Origin of the sequence: Mesorhizobium sp. M1423, assembly GCF_040317575.1 — a bacterium.
In the GTDB taxonomy this organism is placed as follows: Bacteria; Pseudomonadota; Alphaproteobacteria; order Rhizobiales; family Rhizobiaceae; genus Mesorhizobium.
The window spans coordinates 190380-215642 of sequence record NZ_JAMYKU010000003.1; the positions used below are offsets into that span (position 1 = coordinate 190380).

20 protein-coding genes are annotated in these 25263 nt (G+C 63.0%); 6 read left to right on the plus strand and 14 right to left on the minus strand.

Annotated elements, in window-relative coordinates; all coding sequences use genetic code 11:
- Positions 1-111: 111 nt before the first annotated feature.
- The 3 genes from ehuB to ehuR all read right to left on the minus strand — a co-directional run bounded on the left by ehuB (position 112) and on the right by ehuR (position 3322).
- Complete coding sequence (ehuB, locus tag NKG95_RS05775; protein WP_353040164.1) at positions 112-963, minus strand: ectoine/hydroxyectoine ABC transporter substrate-binding protein EhuB; 852 nt, start codon at positions 961-963, stop codon at positions 112-114.
- Between the two features lie 65 nt (positions 964-1028).
- A complete protein-coding gene (gene ehuA / locus NKG95_RS05780) occupies positions 1029-1814 on the minus strand; it encodes an ectoine/hydroxyectoine ABC transporter ATP-binding protein EhuA (protein ID WP_023720656.1) in 786 nt (261 codons plus the stop codon).
- A 122-nt stretch (positions 1815-1936) separates the two neighbouring features.
- On the minus strand, positions 1937-3322 hold the full coding sequence (gene ehuR / locus NKG95_RS05785) for a MocR-like ectoine utilization transcription factor EhuR (RefSeq protein ID WP_352856443.1): 1386 nt from the start codon (positions 3320-3322) through the stop codon (positions 1937-1939).
- Between the two features lie 82 nt (positions 3323-3404).
- Here ehuR and NKG95_RS05790 point away from each other — a divergent pair, with 82 nt between their 5' ends.
- The 4 genes from NKG95_RS05790 (at position 3405) to NKG95_RS05805 (ending at position 8065) form a co-directional block, all read left to right on the plus strand.
- Positions 3405-3896 carry an Lrp/AsnC family transcriptional regulator gene (locus NKG95_RS05790; RefSeq protein WP_352548887.1) on the plus strand — a complete coding sequence of 164 codons (492 nt, stop codon included), beginning with the start codon at positions 3405-3407 and terminating at the stop codon, positions 3894-3896.
- 128 nt (positions 3897-4024) lie between these two features.
- The gene (locus NKG95_RS05795) at positions 4025-5518 is read left to right on the plus strand and encodes an NAD-dependent succinate-semialdehyde dehydrogenase (RefSeq protein ID WP_353040165.1); all 1494 of its coding nucleotides are present in this window, start codon (positions 4025-4027) and stop codon (positions 5516-5518) included.
- A gap of 34 nt (positions 5519-5552) precedes the next feature.
- Positions 5553-6932: an aspartate aminotransferase family protein gene (locus NKG95_RS05800; RefSeq protein WP_353040166.1), complete on the plus strand. Its 1380-nt coding sequence runs from the start codon at positions 5553-5555 to the stop codon at positions 6930-6932.
- 32 nt (positions 6933-6964) lie between these two features.
- Entirely contained in the window at positions 6965-8065 is a 1101-nt protein-coding gene (locus tag NKG95_RS05805; protein WP_353040167.1) for an alcohol dehydrogenase family protein, read from the plus strand.
- Positions 8066-8070: 5 nt separating this feature from the next.
- On the opposite strand, the gene NKG95_RS05810 is transcribed toward NKG95_RS05805, so the two are convergent.
- Entirely contained in the window at positions 8071-9447 is a 1377-nt protein-coding gene (locus NKG95_RS05810) for an aspartate aminotransferase family protein (RefSeq protein WP_353021371.1), read from the minus strand.
- 142 nt (positions 9448-9589) lie between these two features.
- Here NKG95_RS05810 and NKG95_RS05815 point away from each other — a divergent pair, with 142 nt between their 5' ends.
- Both NKG95_RS05815 and ftsZ read left to right on the plus strand, forming a co-directional pair.
- Positions 9590-10708, plus strand: coding sequence for an NAD(P)/FAD-dependent oxidoreductase (locus NKG95_RS05815; protein ID WP_353040168.1), 1119 nt, complete (start codon positions 9590-9592; stop codon positions 10706-10708).
- A gap of 210 nt (positions 10709-10918) precedes the next feature.
- On the plus strand, positions 10919-11926 hold the full coding sequence (gene ftsZ / locus NKG95_RS05820) for a cell division protein FtsZ (RefSeq protein WP_023720665.1): 1008 nt from the start codon (positions 10919-10921) through the stop codon (positions 11924-11926).
- Between the two features lie 40 nt (positions 11927-11966).
- Here the strand turns inward: ftsZ and NKG95_RS05825 are convergent, their stop codons facing one another.
- The 10 genes from NKG95_RS05825 to NKG95_RS05870 form a co-directional block, all read right to left on the minus strand.
- Positions 11967-13019 (minus strand): phosphotransferase family protein, encoded by a 1053-nt coding sequence (locus tag NKG95_RS05825; RefSeq protein ID WP_502899448.1) that lies wholly within the window; start codon positions 13017-13019, stop codon positions 11967-11969.
- Positions 12991-14232 (minus strand): acyl-CoA dehydrogenase family protein, encoded by a 1242-nt coding sequence (locus NKG95_RS05830; protein WP_352494541.1) that lies wholly within the window; start codon positions 14230-14232, stop codon positions 12991-12993. The genes NKG95_RS05825 and NKG95_RS05830 overlap by 29 nt, the downstream gene beginning before the upstream one ends.
- A gap of 147 nt (positions 14233-14379) precedes the next feature.
- A complete protein-coding gene (locus tag NKG95_RS05835; protein WP_353040169.1) occupies positions 14380-15597 on the minus strand; it encodes a cytochrome c in 1218 nt (405 codons plus the stop codon).
- A 67-nt stretch (positions 15598-15664) separates the two neighbouring features.
- On the minus strand, positions 15665-16183 hold the full coding sequence (locus NKG95_RS05840) for a (2Fe-2S)-binding protein (RefSeq protein ID WP_352494542.1): 519 nt from the start codon (positions 16181-16183) through the stop codon (positions 15665-15667).
- A 23-nt stretch (positions 16184-16206) separates the two neighbouring features.
- On the minus strand, positions 16207-19044 hold the full coding sequence (locus tag NKG95_RS05845) for a xanthine dehydrogenase family protein molybdopterin-binding subunit (RefSeq protein ID WP_353040170.1): 2838 nt from the start codon (positions 19042-19044) through the stop codon (positions 16207-16209).
- Between the two features lie 358 nt (positions 19045-19402).
- Positions 19403-19966 carry a hypothetical protein gene (locus tag NKG95_RS05850; RefSeq protein ID WP_353040171.1) on the minus strand — a complete coding sequence of 188 codons (564 nt, stop codon included), beginning with the start codon at positions 19964-19966 and terminating at the stop codon, positions 19403-19405.
- 152 nt (positions 19967-20118) lie between these two features.
- Positions 20119-22260, minus strand: a complete 2142-nt coding sequence (locus NKG95_RS05855; protein WP_353040172.1) for a beta-galactosidase — start codon at positions 22258-22260, stop codon at positions 20119-20121.
- Between the two features lie 18 nt (positions 22261-22278).
- Positions 22279-23418: an ABC transporter ATP-binding protein gene (locus tag NKG95_RS05860; RefSeq protein ID WP_353040173.1), complete on the minus strand. Its 1140-nt coding sequence runs from the start codon at positions 23416-23418 to the stop codon at positions 22279-22281.
- Positions 23419-23479: 61 nt separating this feature from the next.
- On the minus strand, positions 23480-24331 hold the full coding sequence (locus tag NKG95_RS05865) for a carbohydrate ABC transporter permease (RefSeq protein ID WP_352484037.1): 852 nt from the start codon (positions 24329-24331) through the stop codon (positions 23480-23482).
- The gene (locus NKG95_RS05870; protein ID WP_023720671.1) at positions 24331-25215 is read right to left on the minus strand and encodes a carbohydrate ABC transporter permease; all 885 of its coding nucleotides are present in this window, start codon (positions 25213-25215) and stop codon (positions 24331-24333) included. Before NKG95_RS05870 ends, NKG95_RS05865 begins: the two co-directional genes overlap by 1 nt.
- Between the last annotated feature and the right edge of the window lie 48 nt (positions 25216-25263).

A 25263-nucleotide genomic window follows, 5' to 3' on the forward strand; every position in this document is an offset into this window, starting at 1 on the left:
TGCCGGCAGGCAGATGAGGGGCAGAGCCAATCTGTCAAAAGCTGGGCGTCGCCCCTCATCCGGCCCTTCGGGCCACCTTCTCCCCGTCAACGGGGAGAAGGAAGAACGCGCCTACTTCGCCGAGCAGAGCTTGTCGCGGCTCGTCGACATCGCCGCCGCCGCCGAGAAGCCGTAGGGTTCGATGATCTTGGCGAACTCGCCGGACTTCTTCAGTTTCGCCAGCTCGACATCATAGGCATCACGTAGCGCTTCGTCGCCCTTTTTGAAGGCCGCACCATCGCAATAGACCGGCGCACCGACCACCGGCGCGATGACTTCGAGGTTCGGATCATTGGCTTTCTTGACCAGGTCGTTGATCGACAGCACCGGCAGCGAATAGGCATCGATGCGGCCGTCCTGCAGCATCTTCAGGCCGCTCTGGCCGTCCGGCACAACGATGACGCGCTCGCGCGGCACGCCGGCGGTGAGCGCCAGCTTCTCCTCGGTACCGCCGCCCGGCGCGCCGATCGTCGCGCTGGTGTCCTTGGCGACATCCTCATAGCTCTTGAAGCCCTTCGGGTTTCCCTTCTTCACCAGCATCGCCTCGGCGTCGCACAGCACCGGCTCCGAATAGACGACCGCCGCGCAGCGCTCCGGTTTCATGAACAGGCCGGCGGTGACGACGTCGAAGCGGCCGGCCTGCAGGCCGGGGATCATCGCGCCATATTCCGAAATCGAGGCAACGATATCGTTGACGCCAAGGCGCTTGAAGATTTCACGGGCAACGTCGGGCGCCGCACCCGAAACCTTGCCGTCGGCAGCGACCGCCGTATAGGGCGGCTCGTTGGCGATGGCGACGCGGGCAAAGCCTTGCGCCTTGAGCTGCTCGAGCTTGCTGTCATCGGCCGAGCCGGCCGTCGAGGCGGCCAGCACCGCCGTCAGCGCAATACCGGCGACGCCGGCCAAAATGGCAAATTTCTTCATTGTTCCCAACTCCTTGTTTGTCTGTCTTCTTGGCTTGCTTGAGGCGTCGCCGCCTCGCATGGCAGTCAGACCCGATGTCCGGCCGCAATGATCTTCTTCAGGAAACCTTGCGTACGCTCCTGTTTGGGATGGCGGAAAATCTCGTCGGGCTTGCCTTCCTCGACTATTCTGCCGCGATCGAAGAACAGCACCCGGTCGGCGAAGTCATGGGCGAAACCCATCTCGTGGGTGACCAGCAGCATGGTCATGTCGGTCTCGGCGGCGAGCTTGCGCATGACGTTGAGCACCTCGTCGACGAGTTCCGGGTCGAGCGCCGAGGTGACCTCGTCGAACAGCATGATCTTCGGCGACAGCGCCAGCGCCCGGGCAATCGCGACGCGCTGCTTCTGTCCGCCGGAAAGCTGCGCCGGCATCGCTTTGGCCTTGTCGACCATGCCGACCATGTCGAGCAGCTCCATCGCCCGCTTTTCGGCGGCGGCCCGCGGCATGGCTTTGGTCAGCATCGGTGCCAGCGTCACATTGTCGATGACGCATTTGTGCGGAAACAGATTGAACAGTTGGAAGACCATGCCGATCTTCTGGCGCATCTTTGCCAAATGCCGTTCATCCGCCGTCAGCAGCCGGCCGTTACGCTCCATGTGGTACAGCTGCTCGCCGTCGACCTGAATATGGCCGCTGTCGATACGCTCTAGCGTCATCAGTATGCGCAGGATCGTCGTTTTTCCCGAACCCGACGGGCCGATCAGCGCCAGCTTCTCGCCGGGCATGACCTGCATCGAGAGGCCATCCAGCACCTTGAAGGTGCCGAAGCTTTTCGAAATGCCGTCGATCTTGATGATGGGCGCCGACAATGAATTTCCCGTGATGGAGAAGCTGTGCCTTTAACGATGCGGATCGCGGCAAATCATGTCAATCAAGAAAATAATATCATGACAATATTTCGGACTCCGCACAATTCCCCGCCAATTGTTGCCTAGATCGCAAGCAGGAGATGCTCGGGATCGCCGAGCAGAAGCTTGGTGACAACGCCGAGACCGGCACGCAGTTCCCCCTCCGTGGTCGAGCCCAGCGAAATCCGCACGGCTGGATGCCAAGGCATCTGCGAAATGCGAAACGACGTGCCGGGCGCGATCGCCACGCCCTGCAGGCGGGCCTGGGAAACAAAGCCTTCCTCGCCGCGATCATCGGGCAGTTGCAGCCAGACATGCAGCCCGTCGCGATGAGCCCGATAGTCCACTCCGGCGAGCGCCTCGGCGGCGATGTCCAGACGCCGCCGCAAAGCCATCCGCTGCCACCGAACGAGTTCCATCGCGGTGCCGTCGGTCACCCATTTGGTGGCGATCTCGGCCACCAGCGGCGTCGCCATCCAGTTCGAGACGAGGTGGCGGTTGGCAACCGCGGCGACATAACGATCGGGTGCCGCGAGATAGCCGATGCGCAGGCCCGGCACCACGATCTTGGTGAAGGAGGTGACGTAGAGCGTGCGCTCGGGTGCAAACGCCGCGACCGGCGGCGGCCGGTCCTCGACCAGCGGGCCGAGGACGTCGTTTTCGATAATGGCGATGTCATGCCTGCGCGCAACGGCGGCAATCTGTTCGCGCCGGGCGGCGTCCATCAGCGTCGCCGTAGGGTTGATCACCGAGGGCTGCACGAACACCGCGCGGATGTCCGACAGCCGGCAGGCCTCGTCCAGCGCTTCCGGGATCAGCCCATTGTCGTCGATCGGCAAACCCTCGAGGTTGAAACCGAGATAACGCGCCAGCGGGATCAGTGTGTGATGGCCGATCGCCTCGGTGGCGACGGTCGAACCGGGCGGCGCCACGCTCATCAGCGCCACTGTCATCCCTGCGGTGGCGCCGTTGGTCAGGCTGATGTTCTGCGGCGACGCGTCGAGGCCGCAGAAGCGTAGCCACTCGACACCCACCGCGCGGTGGCGCGGGAACACCATGTTCGGCCTGAACGACAGCGCCGAGCTCGACGGCAGGTTTTCGGCGAGCCAGCCCAGCGCCTGCTTCAGCCGCTCCAGATGCATCGGTTCGCAGACCGGCTTCAGGATAGAGAGGTCGATGACCTCACCCAGCCGCTCCGGCAAATAGGGCGGCTCCGGCTCGCGGCGCTGCGTCTGCACGAAGCTGCCGCGGCCGACCTCGCCGGACACCAGCCCGCGGCGGATCAGCTCCTCATAGGCGCGGCTGACCGTCTGCACGGAAAGTTGGAGATCGTCGGCCAACTGCCGGTGTGTCGGCAACCGAGCGCCATTGGCCAGGCGCCCGTCATGGATGGCCCGCGCGAACTGGTCGGCGAGCGATTGGTAGGCCGGCCGCCGGATAAGAGCGGGATCTGGTCGCCATAATGTCATGACTTATTAGAGATCGAAATCAGTGCAATTGACAATCGAAATAATGCGCCGTCATGGTGTCCGGCACTGGAAGCGGACGATCATGGCTGCAGCGAAACTCGATCCGATCGACCTGAAAATCCTCGAGGCCATCCAGCGCGACGGCCGCATCACCAAGCTGGCGCTGGCCGAGAAGGTCGGCCTGTCGCCGACGCCGTGCTGGATGCGGCTGCGCAAGCTGGAAAAGGCCGGCATCGTCTCCGGCTATCACGCCAGGATCGCCATGCGTGCCATCGCGCCGGTCGCCACCGTGCTGATGGAGGTGACGCTGGCCAGCCACCGCCAGGCCGATTTCGACCGTTTCGAGCGCGTCATCCGCGACATCCCCGAGATCGTCGCCTGCTGGTCTGTCGGTGGCGGCGTCGATTACCTGCTGAAGGTGATGGCGCGCGACATCGACGCCTATCAGCGGCTGGTTGACACTCTGCTCGAACGCGAGATCGGCATAGACCGCTATTTCACCTACATCGTCACCAAGACGGTGAAGGAGGAGAGTGTGCTGCCAGTGGCCGATCTGCTGCCCGCATCTTCCTGATACAGGAGAGATCGTCTGCCCGGGCGATGCAATAGAGACAATCTCTCTACGTGGCAGGCACCGAAACAGCCTCTCTGTTTGCGCGGCAGAGATAGTCTTGCGGCATCACCCGAACCGGGAGCCCGATGATGTCCGCACATTTTGCCCGCTCGCAGCGCCATGAAGCGCTTGATCGCCTCGCCGACCGACGGCTGCTGCGTGAACTCGCCTATGTCGATGGCCACTGGACGGCAAGCGAGACCGCGGAGAGTTTCGAGGTGACCGATCCGGCCACCGGATCCACCGTCGCTTTCGTTGCCGCGCTCGATGCCCGGCAGACCACATTGGCGATCGATGCGGCATCGCGCGCCTTTCCTGCCTGGCGCACATTGCTGCCGCAGGAACGGTCCAAAATACTGCGAAAGTGGTTCGATCTGATCATCGCTGCCAAAAATGACCTGGCTCTGCTGATGACGCTCGAACAAGGCAAGCCGCTGAAAGAATCGCTCGGCGAGATCGACTACGCCGCCTCTTTTGTCGAATGGTATGCCGAGGAGGCCAAACGCCTCAACGCCGAAAGCGTCACCAGCCATTTGCCAAACGCCGAGATGATGGTGCGGCGCGAGCCGCTCGGCGTCGTCGGCGTGGTCACGCCGTGGAATTTTCCAGCGGCCATGCTGACCCGCAAGGCGGCTGCCGCTCTTGCCGCCGGCTGTACCATCGCCGCGCACCCTTCCTCGGAAACGCCGCTGTCCGCACTGGCGCTGGCCGAGCTTGGCGAACGTGCCGGCCTGCCGGCTGGCGTGTTCAACGTCCTCACCGGCAAGGCTTCGACCATCGTTGGGCGGATGTGCGAAGACCCGCGCGTTCGCGCCATGAGCTTCACCGGCTCGACCGAGGTCGGCAGGTTGATCGCCGCGCAGAGTGCGCCGACGATGAAGCGTCTGGTGATGGAACTCGGCGGTCATGCGCCGCTGATCGTCTTCGCCGACGCCGATCTCGACAAGGCTGTGGCCATCGCCGTCGACGCCAAATTCGCCACCTCCGGCCAGGACTGCCTCGCCGCCAACCGCATCTATGTCCAGCGTCCGCTATACGATCGGTTCTGCGCTGCTTTCGCCAAACGCGTCGAGGCATTGCGGGCCGGCAATGGCCTCGCTGACGACACCGAAATCGGACCCTTGATGCACGAACGCGCTGTCAAGAAGGTCGAGGAGCAGGTCGCCGATGCGCTCGCCAAAGGCGCGCGTTGCCTGACCGGCGGCAAGCGCCATCCGGCTGGGCCGTTGTTCTACCAGCCGACCCTGCTCGCCGATGTTGGAGACGACGCTTTGATCATGCGCGAGGAGACCTTCGGTCCGGTTGCCGCCGTGACGCCCTTCGACAGCGAAGACGAAGTCGTCGCCCGCGCCAACGCCACCGAATACGGCCTCGTCGCCTATGTCGTCACTGAAAACGGTGGCCGCCAATTGCGCATGGGCCGCGCGCTCGACTATGGCATGGTCGCCATCAACCGGGTCAACATCACCGGCGCGCCGATCCCGTTCGGCGGCGTCAAGCAGTCCGGCATCGGCCGCGAGGGCTCGCGTCACGGGCTCGAAGCCTTTACCGATCTCAAATATCTCTGCCTCGACGAGGCGTAAGCCGCGCCCGACACTTTCCCTTTAGGAGTTAAAAATGCTCGACCAGTCAAACGAACTCGCCGCCTGGGATCGCGATCACTTCTTCCATCCCTCGACCCATATGGGCACCCACGCGCGTGGCGAGAGCCCGACGCGTGTGATCGCCGGCGGCGAAGGCGTCACCATCTGGGACAATAACGGTAAGAAGAGCATCGATGCCTTCGCCGGGCTCTACTGCGTCAATGTCGGCTATGGCCGCCAGAAGATCGCCGACGCCATCGCCGCACAGGCCAAGAACCTCGCCTATTATCATGCTTATGTCGGCCACGGCACCGAGGCATCGATCACGCTTTCCAAGATGATCATCGACCGCGCGCCGCAAGGCATGTCGAGGGTCTATTTCGGGCTCTCCGGTTCCGACGCCAACGAAACCAACATCAAGCTGATCTGGTACTACAACAACGTGCTCGGCCGGCCCGAGAAGAAGAAGATCATCTCGCGCTGGCGCGGTTATCACGGCTCCGGCATCATGACCGGATCGCTGACCGGCCTCGACCTTTTCCACAACGCCTTCGACCTGCCGCGTGCGCCGGTCCTGCACACGGAGGCGCCCTACTATTTCCGCCGCGCCGACCGCTCGCTGAGCGAGGAGCAGTTTTCGCAATACTGCGCTGACAAGCTCGAGGAGATGATCCTCGCCGAAGGGCCGGAAACGGTCGCCGCCTTCATCGGTGAGCCGATTCTCGGCACCGGCGGCATCGTGCCGCCGCCGGCCGGCTACTGGGAGAAGATCCAGGCGGTGCTGAAGAAGTACGACGTGCTGCTGGTTGCCGACGAGGTCGTCACCGGCTTCGGCCGGCTGGGCACCATGTTCGGCTCCGACCATTACGGCATCAAGCCCGACCTGATTACCATCGCCAAAGGCCTGACCTCGGCCTATGCGCCGCTCTCCGGAGTCATCGTCTCCGACAAGGTCTGGCAGGTGCTGGTGCAGGGTTCCGACAAGCTCGGCTCGCTCGGCCATGGCTGGACCTATTCGGCGCATCCGATCTGCGTCGCCGCCGGCGTCGCCAACCTGGAACTGATCGACGAGATGGACCTGGTACGGAACGCCGGCGAGACCGGCGCCTATTTCCGCGCCGAGCTGACGAAAGCCGTCGGTGGCCACAAAAACGTCGGCGAGGTGCGCGGCGACGGCATGCTGGCGGCAATCGAGTTCGTCGCCGACAAGAACGATCGCGTGTTCTTCGATGCCTCGCAGAAGATCGGTCCGCAGATCGCGACCGCGCTTGCGGCAAGCGGCGTCATCGGCCGCGCCATGCCGCAGGGCGACATTCTCGGTTTTGCGCCGCCGCTCTGCCTGACGCGGGAAGAGGCAGACATCGTCGTCTCCAAGACGGCCGATGCGGTGAAGAGCGTGTTTGCCAACATCTGAAGAACCGACATGCCAACATCTGAAGAACCGACATGAATGCCATGACCAAGACCATCCCCGCCACCATGGCCGCCGTGCAGTTGATCGGGCACGGCGGACCGGAAAAGCTCGTCTACCGCACCGACGTCAAAGTACCCTCGCCCGCCCCGGGTGAGGTGCTGGTCAAGGTCACCGCTTGCGGTATGAACAACACCGATGTCTGGGTGCGACAGGGCGCGTATGGCACTGAGGAGGATGCCGCCGCTGTGTCGACCTGGCGTCGACAGGGCAATACGCTGACCTTCCCGCGCATCCAGGGCACCGACACGGTCGGCAACATCGTTGCCGTCGGCGACGGCGTGTCGCGGGCCCGCATCGGCGAGCGGGTGATGGTCGATTTCTCTATCTACAATCGCGACGACGATTCACTCGCCGACATCGACTATATGGGCCATGGCCGCGACGGCGGCTATGCCGAATACCAGACAGTGCCTGCCGAGAACGCCCATGTCGTCGACACCGATCTTAGCGATGTCGAGCTCGCCACTTTCTGCTGCGCCTATCTCACCGGCGAGCAGATGCTGGAACGCGCCGCGTTGAAAGCCGGCGAGCGTGTGCTGGTCACCGGCGCCTCGGGCGGCGTCGGCTCCGGCATCGTGCAGCTGGCGCGGGCGCGCGGCGCCATTCCCTATGCAATTGCCGGCAAGGGCAAGGAACAGGCCGTGCGTGACATCGGCGCCGAGGCGGTGATCACCCGTGGCGTTGCCGATCTGCCGGCCGCCGTCAGCGCGGCGACCGGGGGCCAGCCGATCGACGTCGTCGCCGATCTGGTCGGCGGCGCGATCTTCAACGACCTCCTGCGCATCTTGAGGCCGGAAGGCCGCTACACCACGGCTGGTGCAATTGCCGGCCCCGTCGTGCAGCTAGATCTGCGCACCATGTATCTGAAACAGCTGCAACTGCATGGCTCGAGCCAGGGCACACGGGCGGATTTCCGCCGCATCGTGCGCTACATCGAGGAGAAGAAGATCCGGCCGCTGGTCGGCGGCGTCTACAAGCTGTCCGATTTCCATCGCGCCCAAGCCGATTTCATCGCCAAGGATTTCGTTGGCAAGCTGGTCGTCGTGCCGGATGCGGTCGGCATCGCTAAATAGCGCGATCAGCTTGGCGATCGGACCTGCTTGACGGCAGCCTCGAGCGATCTTTCAAACGCGTCGATCACCTGGTCGACCTGCGGCTCGGTGATGATCAGCGGCGGGCAGAAAGCCAGCGCATCGCCCATATTGCGCGAGATGACGCCGTTCTGCTGCATGAAGCCGTTGACGAGCCCGCCCAGTTCACCGGTCTTCCCCCACGGCGCCTTGTTCGCCTTGTCGCCGACGAGTTCGACCGCCGCGATCAGGCCGATGCCGCGCACCTCGCCGACAAGCGGGTGCGAAGCGAGCGTGCGCAGCCGCTTCTGCATATGCGCGCCGACCGCACGCGCATTGCCGACAAGGTCGCGCTCCTCGATCAGCTTCAGGTTCTCGAGCGCGACCGCTGCCGCAACAGGATGGCCGCCGCCGGTGAAGCCGTGGCCGAAGGTGCCGATACGATTGCTTTCGTCGGCAATCGGCTGGAACACCTTGTCGTTGATCAGCAAGGCCGAGATCGGCAGATAGGACGAAGAGATCTGCTTCGACAGCACCATGATGTCGGGCCTGATGCCGAAGGTCTGCGAGCCGAACATCTCACCTGTCCTGCCGAAGCCGCAGATCACCTCGTCGGCGACCAGCAGGATGTCGTATCTCGACAGCACCGCCTGGATCTTTTCCCAGTAGCCGGAAGGCGGAACAATGACGCCGCCAGCACCCATGATCGGTTCGCCGAAGAAGGCGGCGATGGTTTCCGGTCCTTCGGCCAGGATCAGCTTTTCCAGCTCGTCGGCGAGCCGGCTCGAAAACTGCTCTTCGTTTTCACCCGGCAGCGCCTCGCGCCAATGGTGCGGTGTCGAGGTATGCAGCACATTGGCGATCGGCAGATCGAACGAGATGTGGTTGTTGGGCAGTCCGGTCAGGCTCGCCGAGGCAATGGTGACGCCGTGATAGCCCTTCTTGCGGCTGACGATCTTCTTGCGCGCCGGCTGGCCGAGCGCATTCGACCGGTACCAGATCATCTTCATGGCCGTATCGTTGGCCTCGGAGCCGGAATTGGTGAAATACGCCTTGCTCATCGGCACCGGCGCCATCTGCACCAGTCTCTCGGCAAGATCGATCAGCGGTGAATGCGATTTGGAGCCGAAGTCGTGATAGTAAGGCAGCTTCGACATTTGCCGTACCGCCGCATCGACCAGCCGCCTCTCCGAAAAACCGACCGCGACGCTCCAAAGCCCGGCCATCGCCTCGATATAGCGGTTGCCGGCGAGGTCCTCGACATAGATGCCGTCGCCCTTCTCGATGACGAGCGGCCCTGCCTCCTGATGCTTGCGGGCGTTGGTGTAGCCATGCATGTGAAAGCTTATGTCGCGGGCTTCGGGGGAGTTCGGTCGTGCGTCCATGATGGCTCCTGTGCGGGTCCGCATCGGCAGGCCCCGTGCATTATGCGGTTTGATGCATCTTTCTCGAACGATATAGTGTCAAGCGCTTTCGACAGGGCCAGCGGATGGATGGACGCATGCAGAACTTCGGCTTGACCTGATCGTGGACCAAATCGACTGCATTGTCGCCGGCGCCGGCGTCGTTGGCCTGGCGATCGCGCGAGAGATGGCGAAGCGCGGCATCGACACGCTGGTGCTGGAAGCCGAGAGCGCCATCGGCACCGGAACAAGTTCGCGCAATTCCGAGGTCATCCACGCCGGCCTCCACTATCCAGTTGGATCGCTGAAAGCCCGGTTCTGCGTGGCGGGCCGGGAAAAGCTCTATCGCTACTGCGACGAGCGTGCGATCCCGCATTTGCGCTGCGGCAAGCTCATCGTCGCCACAAATGCCGAACAGGAGCCGGTGCTCGCCTCGATCCGGGCCAATGCGCGCGCTTGCGGCGCCGGCGACCTGGCGCCCTTGAGCGAAGCCGAGGCACATGCGCTGGAGCCCAGCCTCAAGTGCACGGCGGCGCTGCTGTCGCCGGCCACCGGGATCGTCGACAGCCATGCCCTGATGCTTGCCTTGCTGGCTGATGCCGAGGAGCACGGGGCGGCACTCAGCCTCAACACCCGCGTCGCCGCCGGCCGCATCGAAGCGGGCCGCGTCGTGCTCGACACGGTGGACGCTACCGGCGGCGAGCGCTTCGAGATTGCCACCACACGCTTCGTCAATGCGGCCGGGCTTAGCGCCGCAGCGCTTGCCCGCTCGCTTGAAGGGCTAGATCAGCAGTTCGTGCCAAAGCTCCATTACGCCAAAGGCAATTATTTTTCGGTGGCCGGCCGGGCGCCCTTCTCGCGGCTGATCTATCCAGTACCCGAACCAGGCGGACTCGGTGTTCATCTGACGCTCGATCTCGACGGCGTCACCCGCTTCGGGCCGGACGTCGAATGGACTGATCAACTCGACTATCGCGTCGATCCAGCTCGTGGCGAGCGCTTCTACAGCGAGATCCGCAAATACTGGCCGGACCTGGCCGATGGCAGCCTGCAGCCCGCCTATAGCGGCATCCGGCCAAAACTGTCCGGTCCCGGTGAGGCCAATGCCGACTTCGTCATCCAGGACGTGGCGGTGCATGGCGTGGACAGCCTGCTCAACCTGTTCGGCATCGAAAGCCCCGGCCTGACCTCCTGCCTGGCGATTGCCGATCATGTCGCGCAGCGCCTCGCGCCGAAGTTGTAGCGTGCGGCGCCCGCGCCACGATCTGAGGCGCATTGCGTGAACTTTCAGGCGCAAGTCGCCTAAGAGGCACATCGCGCACTTGCAGCCCGCTCCGCGCTCTGATTCCCTGCATTCTGGGCTGTTCTGATTCGCACTGCCCGGTTCAAAGTTTTCGCAGTGCGCCCGGGACAAGCTTCCAGCGACCACTCGGCGTATCCAGGGAGAACGGCAATGAACACCGCGACGAGGCCGGTAATCTCGGAGATGAGGCCTAAGATCACCGTCGTCGGGGTCGGCGGCGGCGGCGGCAACGCCGTCAACAACATGATCGCCGAAGGCCTGCAGGGCGCGGAATTCATCGTCGCCAACACCGATGCCCAGGCCCTTGCCATGTCGAAGGCAACGAGGCTGATCCAGTTGGGCGCTCATATCACCGAAGGTCTGGGCGCCGGGTCCCTGCCCGAGGTCGGCCGTGCCGCGGCCGTGGAATCCATCGACGAGATCATGGATCACCTTGCTGGAACGCATATGTGCTTCGTGACCGCCGGCATGGGAGGTGGAACCGGAACAGGTGCCGCGCCTGTTATAGCGCAGGCAGCGCGGGCAGCTGGAATACTGACCGTCGCCGTCGTCACCAAGCCATTCGTCTTCGAAGGCAGGCGCCGCATGCACGCTGCCGATGACGGCATCGAGCGCCTGCGCGAAAGCGCCGATACCGTCATCGTCATCCCCAACCAGAACCTGTTCAGGATCGCCGACGCCAGAACCACGTTCGCCGACGCATTCGCCATGGCCGACCGGGTTCTCTATGCAGGTGTCGGCTGCATCACCGATCTGATCGTCAAGGAAGGGCTGATCAATCTCGACTTCGCCGATGTGAAGTCGGTGATGCGCGACATGGGCCGCGCCATGATGGGAACCGGCGAGGCCGCCGGAGAAGGCCGTGCCAAGAAGGCGGCGGAAGCGGCAATCGCCAACCCGCTGCTCGACGAAGCTTCGATGATGGGCGCCAAGGGCGTCCTTGTCTCGATATCGGGCGGCATGGACATGACGCTGTTCGAGGTCGATGAAGCGGCTACCCGCATCCGCGAGGAGGTCGACAACGATGCCGACATCATCGTCGGCGCCATCTTCGACAAGGCACTCGCCGGAAAATTCAGGGTGTCGGTCGTCGCCACCGGCTTGCGGCGTGGCCTGGAGATTCCACTGCTGGCGGAACCGGAAGTTCGAATGAACTGAACGCGTATCGCGGCTCGCTCAGCCGATTGCCAGCCTCTCCTCACCAGGGCCGCGCGCCGTCGATGACTTCCATGGCGCGTGCAGCGAAATGGCCGGCCAGCGGTGCCACATCCGCCGCATCGGCCGCAACCGCGCTGCCGGCCAGCACGCGGTCGGCGATGCCGACGAAGATCACCGCAAAGCGGAACATGGCAAACACCAGATGGAACCGTTGCAGCGGCGCCGTCGGCACGGCGTGGGCGAAGTAATGATCGAGGAATTCGCGTTGTGTCGGAATCCCGAGCGCGGCCTGATCGAGGCCGAGGATGCCGCCATATTCGTCAGGCGAGGAATGCCAGGGCATCGAGCAGAAGCCGAGATCGGCAAGCGGATTGCCAAGCGTCGATAACTCCCAGTCGAGTATGCCGATCACTTCGGGCCGCTCGGGATGGAAGATGAGATTGCCGAAACGGAAGTCGCCATGCGCGATCGAGACGTGGCCGTCATCTGGCGGAAGATGTCGCGGCAGCCATTCGGCGACGGCTTCGAGCGCGGTGATGCGCTCGCTCGGCGATTCCCGCAACTGTCTGGTCCAGCGCGCGATCTGTCGCTCAAAATAGTTCCCGGGACGGCCATAATCGCCGAGCCCGACTTCTTCCGGCCGGACTGCGTGCAGCTTTGCCAGCGCCTCGGCCATGCCGAAATAGATGCCGCGCCGCTCGTCCGGCGCCAGTCCCGGCAACGCACCATCGTGGAACACCCGGCCGTCGAGCCGCTGCATCAGATAGAACGGCGTGCCAAGCGGCTCGTCGCCGTCGTGAAAGAGCACCGGCCGCGGCACCGGCACCTCTGTCTCCGCGAGCGCTTCGATCACCCTGTATTCGCGATCGACGGCATGAGCGCCGCGCAGGATCGGTCCCGGAGGTTTCTTGCGCAGCACCATGCGGCGGCCGCCATAGTCGACGAAATAGGTCGGATTGGATTGGCCGCCGACGATCCGCTCAAGCGACATCTGGCCATCGCCAAAATGCGCTCTCAGAAAATCCTCCAGGCGCGTTGGATCGAAATCCGTCCTCATTGCCGGCTCAGCCGTTCCCGCTGCGACCTGTGTCATCTTGCGTGCCGGCTTCGACATGCCAGCGCCAGAAGCCTGTACCTTCCTCGTTGAGGAAGCGATTGAGCACCATCTTGTGAACCTCGTCGGCGCCGTCGACCAGGCGAGCCTGGCGGGCATAGCGGTAGATCCATTCGAGCACGGTGTCTTTCGAATAGCCGCGGGCGCCGTTGATCTGGATCGCCACGTCGGCGGCGTCATGCAGCACATTGGCGACCTGGATCTTGGCCATGGAAACCTCCTTGCGGGCAAAGCCACCGCGATCGAGCTCCCAGGCCGCCTTCATCACCAGCAAGCGACCGATCTCGATGCGCATGGCAAGGTCGCCGAGCAACAGCTGGATACTCTCGCGGTCGGCCAAAAGCTGCCCGAAGCCGCTACGCTCGGCGGCATAAGCGCGCGCGATTTCGACGCAGCGCTTGGAAAGGCCGAGCCAGCGCATGCAATGGGTGAGCCGCGCTGGACCGAGCCGGACCTGGGTAACCCTGAGGCCGCTGCCTTCGCCGGCAAGCACGTCCTCGACCGGGATTTCAAGCCCGTCGAATTCCAGCTCGCAATGGCCGCCATGTTCTTCCGGTCCCATGATCTCGATGCGCCGCAGGATCCGCCAGCCCGGCTGGTCCTTGTGGAACAGCAAGGCCGAAAGGCCGTGACGCGGATCGTCCGAGGTGCGTGCGACAAGGATGAAATGGCTCGCCTCTTGCGCCCCGGTGATAAACCATTTGCGGCCGCTGACGACATATCTGTCGCCGCGCCGCTCGGCTCTGGTCATGATCATCGACGGGTCCGACCCGCCGCCCGGATGCGGTTCCGTCATTGCGAAAGCCGAGCGCACCTTGCCATCGACGATCGGCTTCAGCCATCTCTGTTTCTGCTCCGGCGTCCCCAACCGTTCCAGCACCATCATGTTGCCGTCGTCGGGAGCCGCGGAATTGAACACGACCGGACCGAAGATCGAGCGGTTCATCGCCTCATAGCAGACAGCTATATCCACCTTGGAAAGGCCCGCCCCGCCAGTCTCGGGTTTCAACTGCAGGCACCACAGGCCAGCCGCCTTCGCCTTTGGCCGCAGCGTTTCGAGCAGCGGCAGCGCGATGTTGCCATGGCCGTCATAGGAAGCCTTGTCTGCCTCGAGCGGCAGGATTTCGCGCTCGACGAAATCGGCGATCCGGCTGCGGAAGGCCTCGGTGCGGACGGGGATGTCGAAATTCATGGCGCTCACAACGATGAAACGAGATGCCGCCATCGATCTCGATGGTCGAAACGGTAGTGTAGCTGCCGGCATCGAATGTGAGCAACGGCAATGGCGATACCAGCCTGTGAGCTGCCGATACCGGTCGACTTCCAGGATCAGGCTTACTCAGTTTCGTTTTGCCACGTCCGCGACGCTTTGCGGCGTAATGTCGGGACTGGTCCCGCCCCACTTGACGCGCAAGTAATTGCCGAGATCCACGACTTCCTGGTCGGTCAGCAGTTCACGGAAGCCCGGCATGTCCTGCCGCGCTTCGCCGTTCGGATAGATGCGAGCCGGAAGGCCGTCCAGCACGATTACCAGCAAATTGTGGGCGCTCGGCAGGCGCAGCGACACATTGGTGGTCACTGCCGGCGCGACATGCGGCGTGCCTTCGCCGTTCAGGCCATGACAGCCGGAACAGGCCTCGACATAGACGCGTCGGCCGGCGGCAGCCTCGGTCGCGGCAGACGGCTTGCCGGGTTCGGGTGCGGACGCCGCCTCGCCGATCAGATAGGTCGCCATCGCCTTGGCGTCCGCCTCGTCCAGATGCCGTGTCGAATTGTGCACCACGTCGAACATGCCGAAGCTCATCACCCCCTCCGGCCCAAGCCCGGCGCGCATGTAAGCGGCGAGACCGTCGCGGTCGAAGCCGAACCGCGCCAGGCTGGCCGTGGTGATGTCCGGTGCGTCGACATTGTCGATCCGCGCGCCCTGGAGATATCGGCTCGGGATCGTGGCCATGGTGAAATCGCGTGGCGTGTGGCATTCGCCGCAATGGCCGAGTGCATCAACCAGATAGCGTCCGCGATGCCAGTCCTGCGATTTGGCCGCGTCCTCGGCAACCGTTCGGGAGGGAAGATTAATCAGGTTCCAGAAGGTCATGAACCGGCGGACATAGGGGAACGGAAAGCTGCCCGCCCGATTCGCCTGCCGGATCGGCTCGCGTGTCATCAGGAAGGCGTAGATCGCATCGACATCTGCCTCCGTGAGCCGCCGATAGGACGTATAGGGCATGGCCGGATAAAGATGCCGGCCATGCGCCCCGACGCCGTCGCGGACGGCGCGATGGAAGTCGGCCCGGGTCCAGGCGCCGATGCCGGTCTCTTTGTCCGGCGAAATGTTGGAGGCGTAGAGCGTGCCGAAGGGCATGGCAAAGGCGAGACCGCCGGCGAAGGGCGCGCCGCCCGGCGCCGTATGACAGGCGGCGCAATCGGCCGCCTGGGCAAGATACCGGCCCTGCGGAGCCAATTTTTGCATCTCCTCGGCTGACAACGGCCTATCGACCACCGCGCTGACGGCGCTCTTTTCGAACAGGCCGAGGAAGACCGCCAGCGCTGCGATCACAGTGACCGCCAGACCGAGAATTAGAAAGCGCGGCAGGCGGAATCCAGAGGCGCCTCATCATCGCGCCTCAGCCCTGTACCAGCCCGGGCGTGCTCAGGATCACGTCACGAACGGCCTCGTAATAGCGGACATAACCGGTGCAACGGCAGATATGCGGCGCAAGCGCCTGCTCGATCGTCTGTTCGACGTCGGCACGCCGGACGGGCGCCGTCTTCAGATGCTCGATCAACACGGTCGCGGCGGTGACGAAGCCCGGCGTGCAATAGCCGCACTGGAAGGAAAAATGCTCGATGAAGGCCTGCTGGACCGGAGAGAGGCGCACGACATTGCCGTTCGCGTCGCGTTCGGCATGTGCCTCGATGGTGCGGACAGATTTGCCCTCGAAGAAATGCGCTCCGGTGATGCAGCTCCGGATTTCCCGGGAGCTTCCATCCGGCCCATCGAGGATGATCGCGCAGGCATGGCAGATGCCCTGGCCACAGCCGAGCCGCGATCCCGTAAGGTTCAGATATTCGTGCAGGAAGTCGATCATCATCAGATCGTCCGGCACATCGACCGGGCCGACCGTCCGATTGTTGACGGTCATGGAGAGTGGTCGCGTGGCGAGGGTCACGACAGGGCCTCCAGGATTTTCTCGGATGTGATCGGCGTCTGATAGAAGCGCCTGCCGATGGCATGGTTCACGGCATTGGCGATCGCCGGAACGATCGCGATCATCACTACCTCGGCCATTCCCTTCGGCGGATCGGTTTCAGAAAGCGGCGGCAGCACCTCCGACGTCTGCGTCCAGACCGCGACATCTGTTGCATGCGGCAAGCGATAACGGTTCCAGTTCCAGGTGCCGTCGCCGGGGCCGTCCTCATAGAGTGGCAACTCCTCGAGCAAGGCGTGCCCGACTCCCATCGCCAGACCGCCCTGGATCTGACCGGAGACGAGTTCCGGCACGACCTGAGTGCCGCATTCGAGGATCGAATGATGTGACAGGAGCTTCACCTCGCCTGAGGCGGTGTCGACGGCGATCTCGGCGATCGTCGCCATCCCGGTGTAATAGGTGACGGCAGCATTCAGGCGCTGCACCGGCGGGTAGAACACCTCACGCCGGTCAAGGAAATGGAAGCCATCCGAGGTCATCAGGGCCTTCAATTCAGCCGGCGCGCCTTGGCCATAGCACGCCGACAGTGCATCGGCTGGCAACCGGACCGTGCCGACATTCGGCACGTCGAACACCGCCTCCGCCCATTGCCAGCGGTTGAAGACATGGACGCTGACGCCCGTGACCAGGCCAAGCTTGTGCGCCGCTGCCGCGAGTTGCTCCAGTCCGAGCGGCTCCATTCCACCGGCCGTCAGCCTGCCATCGACCAGCCGCGCATCCCCGATATCGATCGCGAGCGGCCGCGCCTGCCCGCCACCCGGCCCGCTCGACCAGAGCGCGACTGCCGCCGGCCAGAGCGACAGGCGCAGCAGTGCGCGCGCCGCCGTCCGCGTTGCGTGGCCGACGAAATAGGCGCTGTTGGAAGCGCTCATCGGTGAAACAAAGGAGGGCGTCCAGCGCGGATTCTGCGCCAGCGCATCCTCCTTGTCCTGTGGCGTTGTATAGGGCTCCTCGGTCGAAACGAGCGGCATTTCCGGCCAGTCGACGACGCCGAAGGCGCATTCGTCCGGCACCCGGCCGATGATGTCGGCGACCATGACCGCATGCGAGGTGGTCAGGCCCGTGCCGATATCGTTGCCGTTCTGCCGCATCGCCAACCGACCGGACGGATCCAGCGACAGCGTGGTCACCGCTGCGTCGGCTCCGGTCCCGTAATCCTTCTGCACCTGCGCGAAACCGACGCCATAGTGATTGCCGGGATTAGCGGTGTCGAACTCAGTTTTCTTCGCGGCGCGATCCTTCCAGAGCGGATGGGCACGGGCCCGCTCCAGGATCTCTTCCGTCCTCAGCGCCCCGCCGGGAATGGCACCCTGCGAGTTCTTCATGCCGGTCTTGAACGCATTCTTGAGGCGAAGCTCGATCGGATCGATGCCGAGCAGTTCGGCCGCCTCGTCGACCATCATCTCGGTCGCCGCCATGGTCTGCAGCGTGCCGTATCCACGCGTCGAGCCGGCGTCAACGGCGCGCGAGGCGCGGACCTCGACCGAGAAATCGCTCTTCGGTAGGTAATAGATACTCTGCGAAGCGCTGGCGCCGACGTTGCCGACGTCGGGCGAGAAATTGCGCCGCCCACCAGCATCCGTACGATAGCTCCCCTTCATGATGCGGAAGGCGTGCGTGGAGCGATCGACGACAAGCGTGTTCTCCATCCAGAAGGCGTGGCGCTTCAGCCCCATCTGGAACTGCTCGAACCGGTCGTTGGCAAGGCGCACCGGCCGCCCGTCGCCATAGAGGCCTGCCAGGACGGCGTAATAGGGAAAGATCGAGTGGTCCTTGGTGCCGTATCCGACGGTATAGCCGATCGAGAGATCGAACGCCTTGAGTGCGAACCGCGATGTGGACAGCATCGCCAGGGTCGAGGTCGCGACCTCATAGGGCGATTGGGTTGCGATGATTGCATGTAGCGTCAAGCTGGCCGGCTCGAACCAGACATTGCCGTTGTCGGCCTCCATCGCCGAGGCGTCGACCGATTGCGAGAAATAGCTTCGCTTCAGGATCAATGCGTCGTCGCCGGTGGCCGCGATTTCGCGCTCGATCTCGCCCGCCGCCCACATGGCACGCGCCGCGGCATCACCGCTCTGATCCGGCTTCGGCCAGACGACCTGATCTCCGTCGAAGTCGCCGTAGATCGTCGTGCCTTCGAGCGGGGCATAAATGTCGGGATCGCCCGACGTCGCGCCGCCGATGCGCACGAAACGGCCGGCGCCGTAATGCGGCGGCGTGTCGTAGCCGCTGGTCGCCCGCCAGCGCACGACGCCGTCTGCGAAACGGACCAGCCGCTTCGCGGCGTCGAACCGCGCGAAATCCTTGTAGATCAAGAGCGCAACGGGCTGGCCGAGCAGGCGCGGCGTGCGCCCCTTCGGCACCAGGAACATGTCGCCATAAAAGCCAGGGGCCGTTGTTTCCGGCGGCACAAGGCCATCGCGCACAAGGTCTTCGCCGAGGACAAGTCGGTCGGGTTTGAGATCCTCGCCGAGCAATGAGAGGTCCAGTCCGTCGAACGGAGCGTCGGCCCGGGTTCCGCGGATCAGGAAGGCGTGGCTCTGTTCCTGCGGCCAGCCCGCCACGTCGCGGGCGCGAAAATCGCGGGTGAAGGTTTTATCGCCGGTGACCTTGGCCACGGCATCCATCCGAAAGCGCGGCCGACCATCCGGTCCGATCCAGTTCAGCGAACCGTCCGACGGATTGGCAATGAGCGCCGCCGATGCAGGCCGACCCAGAAAACCGACCTTGACCGAAATTCCCGCGCCGGCAGCCGCCGCGATGAACTGGCGCCGCGAAACCGTGCCGTTCATACCGCCTCCCCGACTGGCCAAGTGCCGGACCGGACAGTTGGTCGGCTCGCCTCCCATGTATAGTTCGCGAGTCGGGGCCGTTCCGCAATGGCGGTATTCGCCGAAAAGCAGAACAGTCTTGCCATGTCATGAAAATCGTTGGAACGTTTTATGACGATCCTGCCAGTTGTAAGGCGCAAGAGCTCTATTTAGGATGTGAATATCCTGTGCGACATTACCCTTTTGCTCCAGCGTCAACAGCTGTTCGCCGTTCCATCATTCTTTGCGTGACTTTAGGGCCATTCGCCGGCATCGTTTCGGTCCGGCTGGTTTCACAATCCGGGTAGAGGCGCATCGGCAAACGCCGTGCTCGTCGCAGCTACGGAGTTTGACCAGGCCACTTCTTTGGATTGAAGGTGGGAGAACGCACTGGCCCAGGCCCGAAGTAACGCGGCCATTTAGGCGCGGGCTTGTCCTCGGCAGCGGGAACCGAACCGGTTGACGGCAAGGGGGCAATCTCGAAAGATATGGCTTTCCCGGTCTGTGGGTTCAGCCCGCAGGAAAAGCTGAAGGCTTGCCAGTCGTCGCCCGTTCGGGCCTGGCCGCTGCCCGTCAGCCGACGGTTGCTCACGAGCTGCAGCGTGCTGGGATCGTCGGTCCCCAGAAACACCCGATCGACACCCTTGATGCGACGCTTTAGCGCTTTCATGGCAGCTGGGCGGCAGATGAACTCGGCTACTTTCTTCGCATCCGTCCAACCTTTGGCGAGCGCACGCTCCTCAGGATGTTTGAGCTTTGCTATCTCCGCCGTAACGACCGAAGCCTGCGCTGGCGAAAGCCTGGCAGCCGCGGCCGGAACGGACGAACCGAGCAACAGCCAGGACACGATTCCAAGCGCCAGGGAGAAACGCAAATTCCGAGTAGTTTTCGGCATCTCGTCCACAGAATTTCTCCTCCACTGTCAACAGTCTACCAAATCTCCCAGTAGAACATTACCAAAAAATCAACGCTCTCACCATTTTCGATATTCTGTGGACTGGAAACTGACCTCCCTATTCTTCTATCTTGAACCTGCTGGCGGCATATCGTATCGCATCAGATCAATTCGATGATAGCACAGCCATAGCCGTCCAGGGTCAGCACTCCGGAGACAGGCCTTTTGCCGTCGAGCAGGTTGCTGCCGGCGGGAACGCCGGTTACCGCAACCGGCGTGTCCTTGATGTTTTGCATGAACAGAAGCTGGCGTTCATCATTCTCGCGCATCGTCACCTCGACGCCGTCCGGCAGATCCGGAACCAGAGGCTCCACGTTCGCGTCGGCGAAAGTGCGGGTTGCGAGCTGAGCCGTCAGTTCCGGAGTCAGGTAGGTGCCGACATAGAGCACACGGCCCTTGCCGACGGCGCGGGAAGTGATTGCAGGCGCTCCCACCGCGTAGCGGTTCGACCAAACCCCGATAATTTCGACTTCCGGTTCGACTGCGAGGTTCTCATAGAAATAACCGGCATCGAACTCGTGGTTGCCGAAGGTATAACGACGGATGCGGCGGCTGGATTCGGCCGGTCTGTCGGGGGGAATGACGAGCCCGCCGGAGCGCGACATGGTGTTGAACAGGCCATTGGCCCCAGGTGCCGCCAGCCGCCCGAAATCCTCGACGCGAACACCGGTCAGCTTCGACAGCGACCGGCCCGGCGCTGTCTCGCGGATGACGTGGTTGTTTTCGTCGCGGGTTCCCGTGCGCGCGCCAACGATGACGGTACCGCCATTTTCGGCAAAGACTTGCAGCCGCTCGGTCCAGCTGTCCTTCCAGATCACCCAATGCGGCACGTAGAACACCTTGAGCTTCGACAGATCGTCTTCCGGGTGGATGAAGCCGCAGGCGATGCCGCGGTCATAGCAATACTGATGCAGCAAGGTTGCGTCGTCCTGCGGGCTTGGCAAGCCGATCGGGAAGGTTTTGTGGGCTTCCTGATTGTCGAAGTCCGAGCCGGCGATGCCGACATCCATCCGCACATGGGTGCCTAGGATCTTGTCTTTAAGCGCCATCATCTCGGTGGCGAACTGCCTCGCTTCGTCATAGCGGCGGCGAGCGACATCATCGTGATCGATGATGCCCATCCAGTATATCTCGGCGCCGAAATGCGCGGGACGCCAGCGGAAGAACATGATGCCATCGGCGCCACGCGCAACCGACGACATCGCCATGCGTCGCATTTCGCCCGGCTCCGGCGTCAGCGTGCAGAAGCCCGGCTGGGCGCCAAAACCCGACTGTTGTTCCGGCACTATGTAGTTGCCGGAAAATCCCCTGCAGATGTCGAGATGCAGTGCCTGGATCTTGGCGTGGTTGCCGAGGCGAAAGAACTCGTCATAGAGGAACGGGTAGATATCGTAGCCGACAAAGTCGAGATCGGTGGAGAACTGGCCTCGAAAATCGATATCGCGCAATCCGCCGAGATTGTGGAAGATGAACCAACCGGCATTCGTGGCTCTCAGGATCTCGACCTGGTCGTGCTGGAACCGTGCTGTCGAAAACGCGAGAAAACGGTGGTAGTCCTGGAGGTGACCGGGACCGGGAAAGGACGGGGAAAAATCCAGCGGGAAGACAATTTCGCTGAAATCGCCGTAAGCCGTCGCCCAGAAATCGCCACCCCAGGCGAAGTTCAGCCTGTCTATCGTCTTGTAGGTTTCCTGGAGATAAGCCTGGAATTCCTTCAATGCCGACGGCGAATAGGATTCCGGCATGCTGGTGTTGAGTTCGTTGTCGGTCTGCCAGCCTATGACATTTGCATTGTCGCGGTAGTGGTCCGCCATCGCCCTGGTAATCTTGCGGCTATAGTCGCGAAACACCGGGCTGCTGGTGTCGGCATACTGGCGCGAGCCGTGGCCCATCGACCGGCCATTTCCATCAAGCCGCAGGATTTCCGGATGCTTTGCGGTCAGCCAGCGCGGCGGGGTGGCGGTCGGCGTGCACAGGATCGTGTTGACGCCGCGACGCGCGAGGCCCTCGATTGCCCGGTCGAACAGGTCGAAATCGAAGGTGCCTTCACGCGGTTCGAAAATGTGCCAGGCGAATTCGCCGAGGCGGGCGACGTTGAAGCCGGCCTCGGCCATGCGCCTGGCGTCATTGTCCCAGTAACTCTCGTCCACATGCTCGGGGTAATGCGGCGCGCCGACCAGAAAGCGGTCGGTCTGGATCGTCCGCCAGACCGACAGGGCGCGGCCGTTTGAAGTCTTGTTCACGAAGGATACTCCTGCAGGTCAGTCGGTGATGGTGGGTTTACGGGCACTGATGGTCCGCTCATCGACAGAGGAAAAGAGATAGACGTCACGCGGCTCGACCTTTAAGCCGACGGTCGCGTCGGCAGAGACAGCGCTCGCATGGCCGATCTGGACGGTGACGTTGCCGCTGCCGCTTTCAGAACTGACGCATTGCAGCGGGCCGGCGTCGGCATAGAGGATGGTCTCGCGGCCGAGATGCTCGACCAGCCGCACCCGTCCTGCAAAACTCGCTGTCCCTTCCGCGGCCAGGCTGATGCTCTCCGGCCGAATCCCCATTGTCACCCTATCGCCGACCTGTACGGATGCCGCTTCCGTCAGTTCGACAGCCAAAGGAGAAAGACCGGCGGTCGACAGCGTGGCGGCGCCGCCGGAGACAGCGGCGACGGTCACTTCGAAAAAATTCATTCGGGGTGCGCCGAGGAAGCCCGCGACGAAGAGATTGGCCGGATTGCGGTAGAGTTCGAGCGGAGCGCCCACCTGCTCGACCGAGCCGCGATTGAGCACGACGATACGGCTCGCCATTGTCATCGCCTCGGTCTGGTCGTGCGTGACATAGACCATGGTGGCGCCGAGCCTGGCGTGCAGATCGGAAAGCTCGACGCGCATCTGCGTGCGCAGCGCTGCGTCAAGGTTGGATAGCGGTTCGTCGAACAGGAACACGTCGGGCGAGCGGGTTATGGCACGGCCAATCGCCACACGCTGACGCTGGCCGCCGGAAAGCTGTTTCGGCCGCTTGTCGAGCTGGTCGGTAATGCGAAGGATCTTGGCGGCTCGCAGCACGGCGGAATCGATCTCGGCCTTGGGGCGATGCGCCATGCGCAGGCCGAAACCCATGTTCTCGGCGACGGTCATATGCGGGTAAAGCGCATAAGACTGAAAAACCATGGCAATGCCGCGCTCACCCGGCTCGGTGGTGGTGACATCACGGTTGTTGATGAGAATTTCACCGGTCGAAACGGTTTCAAGCCCGGCAATGATCTTCAACAGCGTTGACTTGCCACAACCGGACGGCCCGACGGTGACAATGAACTCGCCCTGTTCGACGCTGAGATCAATGCCGCGCAGTGCATGATAGGTGCCATAATTCTTTTGTATCTGCCGGAGTTCAAGACTGGTCATGGAGCCCTGCTTGCAAAATCGGTTTCGAATCGGATGGGCGACGCCTTGAAGCCATGGTCGTTCATCCCTTGACCGCTCCCATGGTGAGGCCGGTGATGAAGTGCTTCTGCATAAGGAAGAACATGGCGACTGGTGGCAAAGCCACGACGATGGTTCCAGCCGAGATCAAGTTCCAGGCCGAGACCCATTCGCCGCGCAGATTGGCAAGGCCGGCGGTGACCGGTTTTACGGTATCGCTGATGGTGAGCACGACCGCCCAGAAATAATCGTTCCAGATGAAGGTGAAGAGCAGGATGGCAAGCGCCGCGAGAGCCGGCCGTACCAGTGGGACGACGACGTGTACCAATGTCTGAAACGGTGTCGCGCCCTCGGCCCTGGCTGCCTGAAACAGCTCTCCCGGCAAGGCGGCGATGAAGTTGCGCATGAACAGTGTTGCAAACCCGGTCTGGAAGGCGATGTGGAAGATGATCAGGGCCGACATCGTGTCGTAGAGGTTGAGCCGCACCATGAGATCGCGGACCGGGATCATCATGATCTGGTGCGGCAGGAAGTTTCCGCCGACGAACAGGGCGAAGACGAGCATGTTGCCGCGAAATCGGTAACGGGCGAGCACGAACCCGGCGAGCGTGCTCAAGATGAGAACGCCGATCACCGAGGGGATGGTGATCGTCAGGCTGTTGAGGAAGTAGCGGGCCATCGGCGTCTGGGTGAAGACTGCCGTGTAGTTGTCGACCAGGCCGAATTGGGTCGGCCAGCCCCACAGATTGCCGCCCATGACATCCTGCGTAGAGCGGAACGAGGTAAGAATGATGGCAAAGAGCGGCGCCAGCCAGACAATCAGGATGCCGACCACCAGCACGACATAGAGGCGACGCTGCCAAATAGCAGTTTCGGGAATCGGGCGGGGAAACATCAGCCGCCCCTTTCATCGGCGCGGATCATCCGCGTCAGGTACCAGGCGATGAAGACCGCCATGATCACGAACAGCACCGAGGCAATGGCCGCGCCATAGCCGAAGCGGTAGGAAAAGATGGACTGCTCGAACATCTGATAGGCAAGCACCTCGGACGAACCGAAGGGGCCGCCGCTGGTCATCACCGAGACCATGTCGAAGGAACGCAGTGCGCCGACGACGGTGACAGCGATGGCGATAAAGGTGACCTGTGTCAGCTGCGGCAACACGATGTGGCGCAGCATGTTCCAGCCCCTGGCGCCGTCGACCCGCCCGGCGCCGATCAGGTCCTCGCTGAGATTGTTGAGGCCGGCGAGATAGAGCACCATGCAGAAGGCGATCTGCGGCCACAACGCTGCGATCACGACGGCGAAGGTGACGAAGTTTTCATCCGACAGCACTGCCGGGGCGGTCGCGCCGAAGGTGCGGAAGATCAGGGCGAGAAGTCCGAATTCCGGCGTATAGACCCAGGTGAAGACAACGCCGACGGCAACCGAAGCCAGCACCAGCGGAATGAAGAACAGCGACTTGAGCAGGCGCATGCCGCGGATTTTCTGGCTGACGAGCAGCGCGATGGCGAGGCCGAGCGGCGGCGCCAGCATGAACATCACCAGCCAGATCAGATTGTTCTTCAGCGAAACATAGAACTGCGGGTCGGCGAACAATTCGCGGTAGTTGCCAAGGCCGATCCAGACCATCGGGCTGAAGCCGTCCCATTCGTGCAGGCTGATCCATAGGCTCTCGACCGCAGAGGCCAGAATGACGACGGAAAACAGCACAGCAGCGGGCAGGATCAGAAGTGTCGGTGTCAGCCACCAGCGATGGCGGCGCCAAAGCTTCGTCATTTTGGGAGACCTCATTCACCGGAACGCATCGGGGAGCGGGCAAGACCC

Excerpts from the sequence above, each read along its gene's own strand:
- NKG95_RS05845 (WP_353040170.1), bottom strand. The coding sequence starts at position 19,044 with ATGAACGGCACGGTTTCGCGGCGCCAGTTCATCGCGGCGGCTGCCGGC.
- NKG95_RS05800 (WP_353040166.1), top strand. The coding sequence starts at position 5,553 with ATGCTCGACCAGTCAAACGAACTCGCCGCCTGGGATCGCGATCACTTC.
- NKG95_RS05810 (WP_353021371.1), bottom strand. The coding sequence starts at position 9,447 with ATGGACGCACGACCGAACTCCCCCGAAGCCCGCGACATAAGCTTTCAC.
- ftsZ (WP_023720665.1), top strand. The coding sequence starts at position 10,919 with ATGAACACCGCGACGAGGCCGGTAATCTCGGAGATGAGGCCTAAGATC.
- NKG95_RS05870 (WP_023720671.1), bottom strand. The coding sequence starts at position 25,215 with ATGACGAAGCTTTGGCGCCGCCATCGCTGGTGGCTGACACCGACACTT.
- NKG95_RS05860 (WP_353040173.1), bottom strand. The coding sequence starts at position 23,418 with ATGACCAGTCTTGAACTCCGGCAGATACAAAAGAATTATGGCACCTAT.
- NKG95_RS05825 (WP_502899448.1), bottom strand. The coding sequence starts at position 13,019 with ATGACACAGGTCGCAGCGGGAACGGCTGAGCCGGCAATGAGGACGGAT.
- ehuR (WP_352856443.1), bottom strand. The coding sequence starts at position 3,322 with ATGACATTATGGCGACCAGATCCCGCTCTTATCCGGCGGCCGGCCTAC.
- NKG95_RS05795 (WP_353040165.1), top strand. The coding sequence starts at position 4,025 with ATGTCCGCACATTTTGCCCGCTCGCAGCGCCATGAAGCGCTTGATCGC.
- NKG95_RS05865 (WP_352484037.1), bottom strand. The coding sequence starts at position 24,331 with ATGTTTCCCCGCCCGATTCCCGAAACTGCTATTTGGCAGCGTCGCCTC.
- ehuB (WP_353040164.1), bottom strand. The coding sequence starts at position 963 with ATGAAGAAATTTGCCATTTTGGCCGGCGTCGCCGGTATTGCGCTGACG.
- NKG95_RS05805 (WP_353040167.1), top strand. The coding sequence starts at position 6,965 with ATGAATGCCATGACCAAGACCATCCCCGCCACCATGGCCGCCGTGCAG.
- NKG95_RS05840 (WP_352494542.1), bottom strand. The coding sequence starts at position 16,183 with ATGACCGTCAACAATCGGACGGTCGGCCCGGTCGATGTGCCGGACGAT.
- NKG95_RS05790 (WP_352548887.1), top strand. The coding sequence starts at position 3,405 with ATGGCTGCAGCGAAACTCGATCCGATCGACCTGAAAATCCTCGAGGCC.
- NKG95_RS05830 (WP_352494541.1), bottom strand. The coding sequence starts at position 14,232 with ATGAATTTCGACATCCCCGTCCGCACCGAGGCCTTCCGCAGCCGGATC.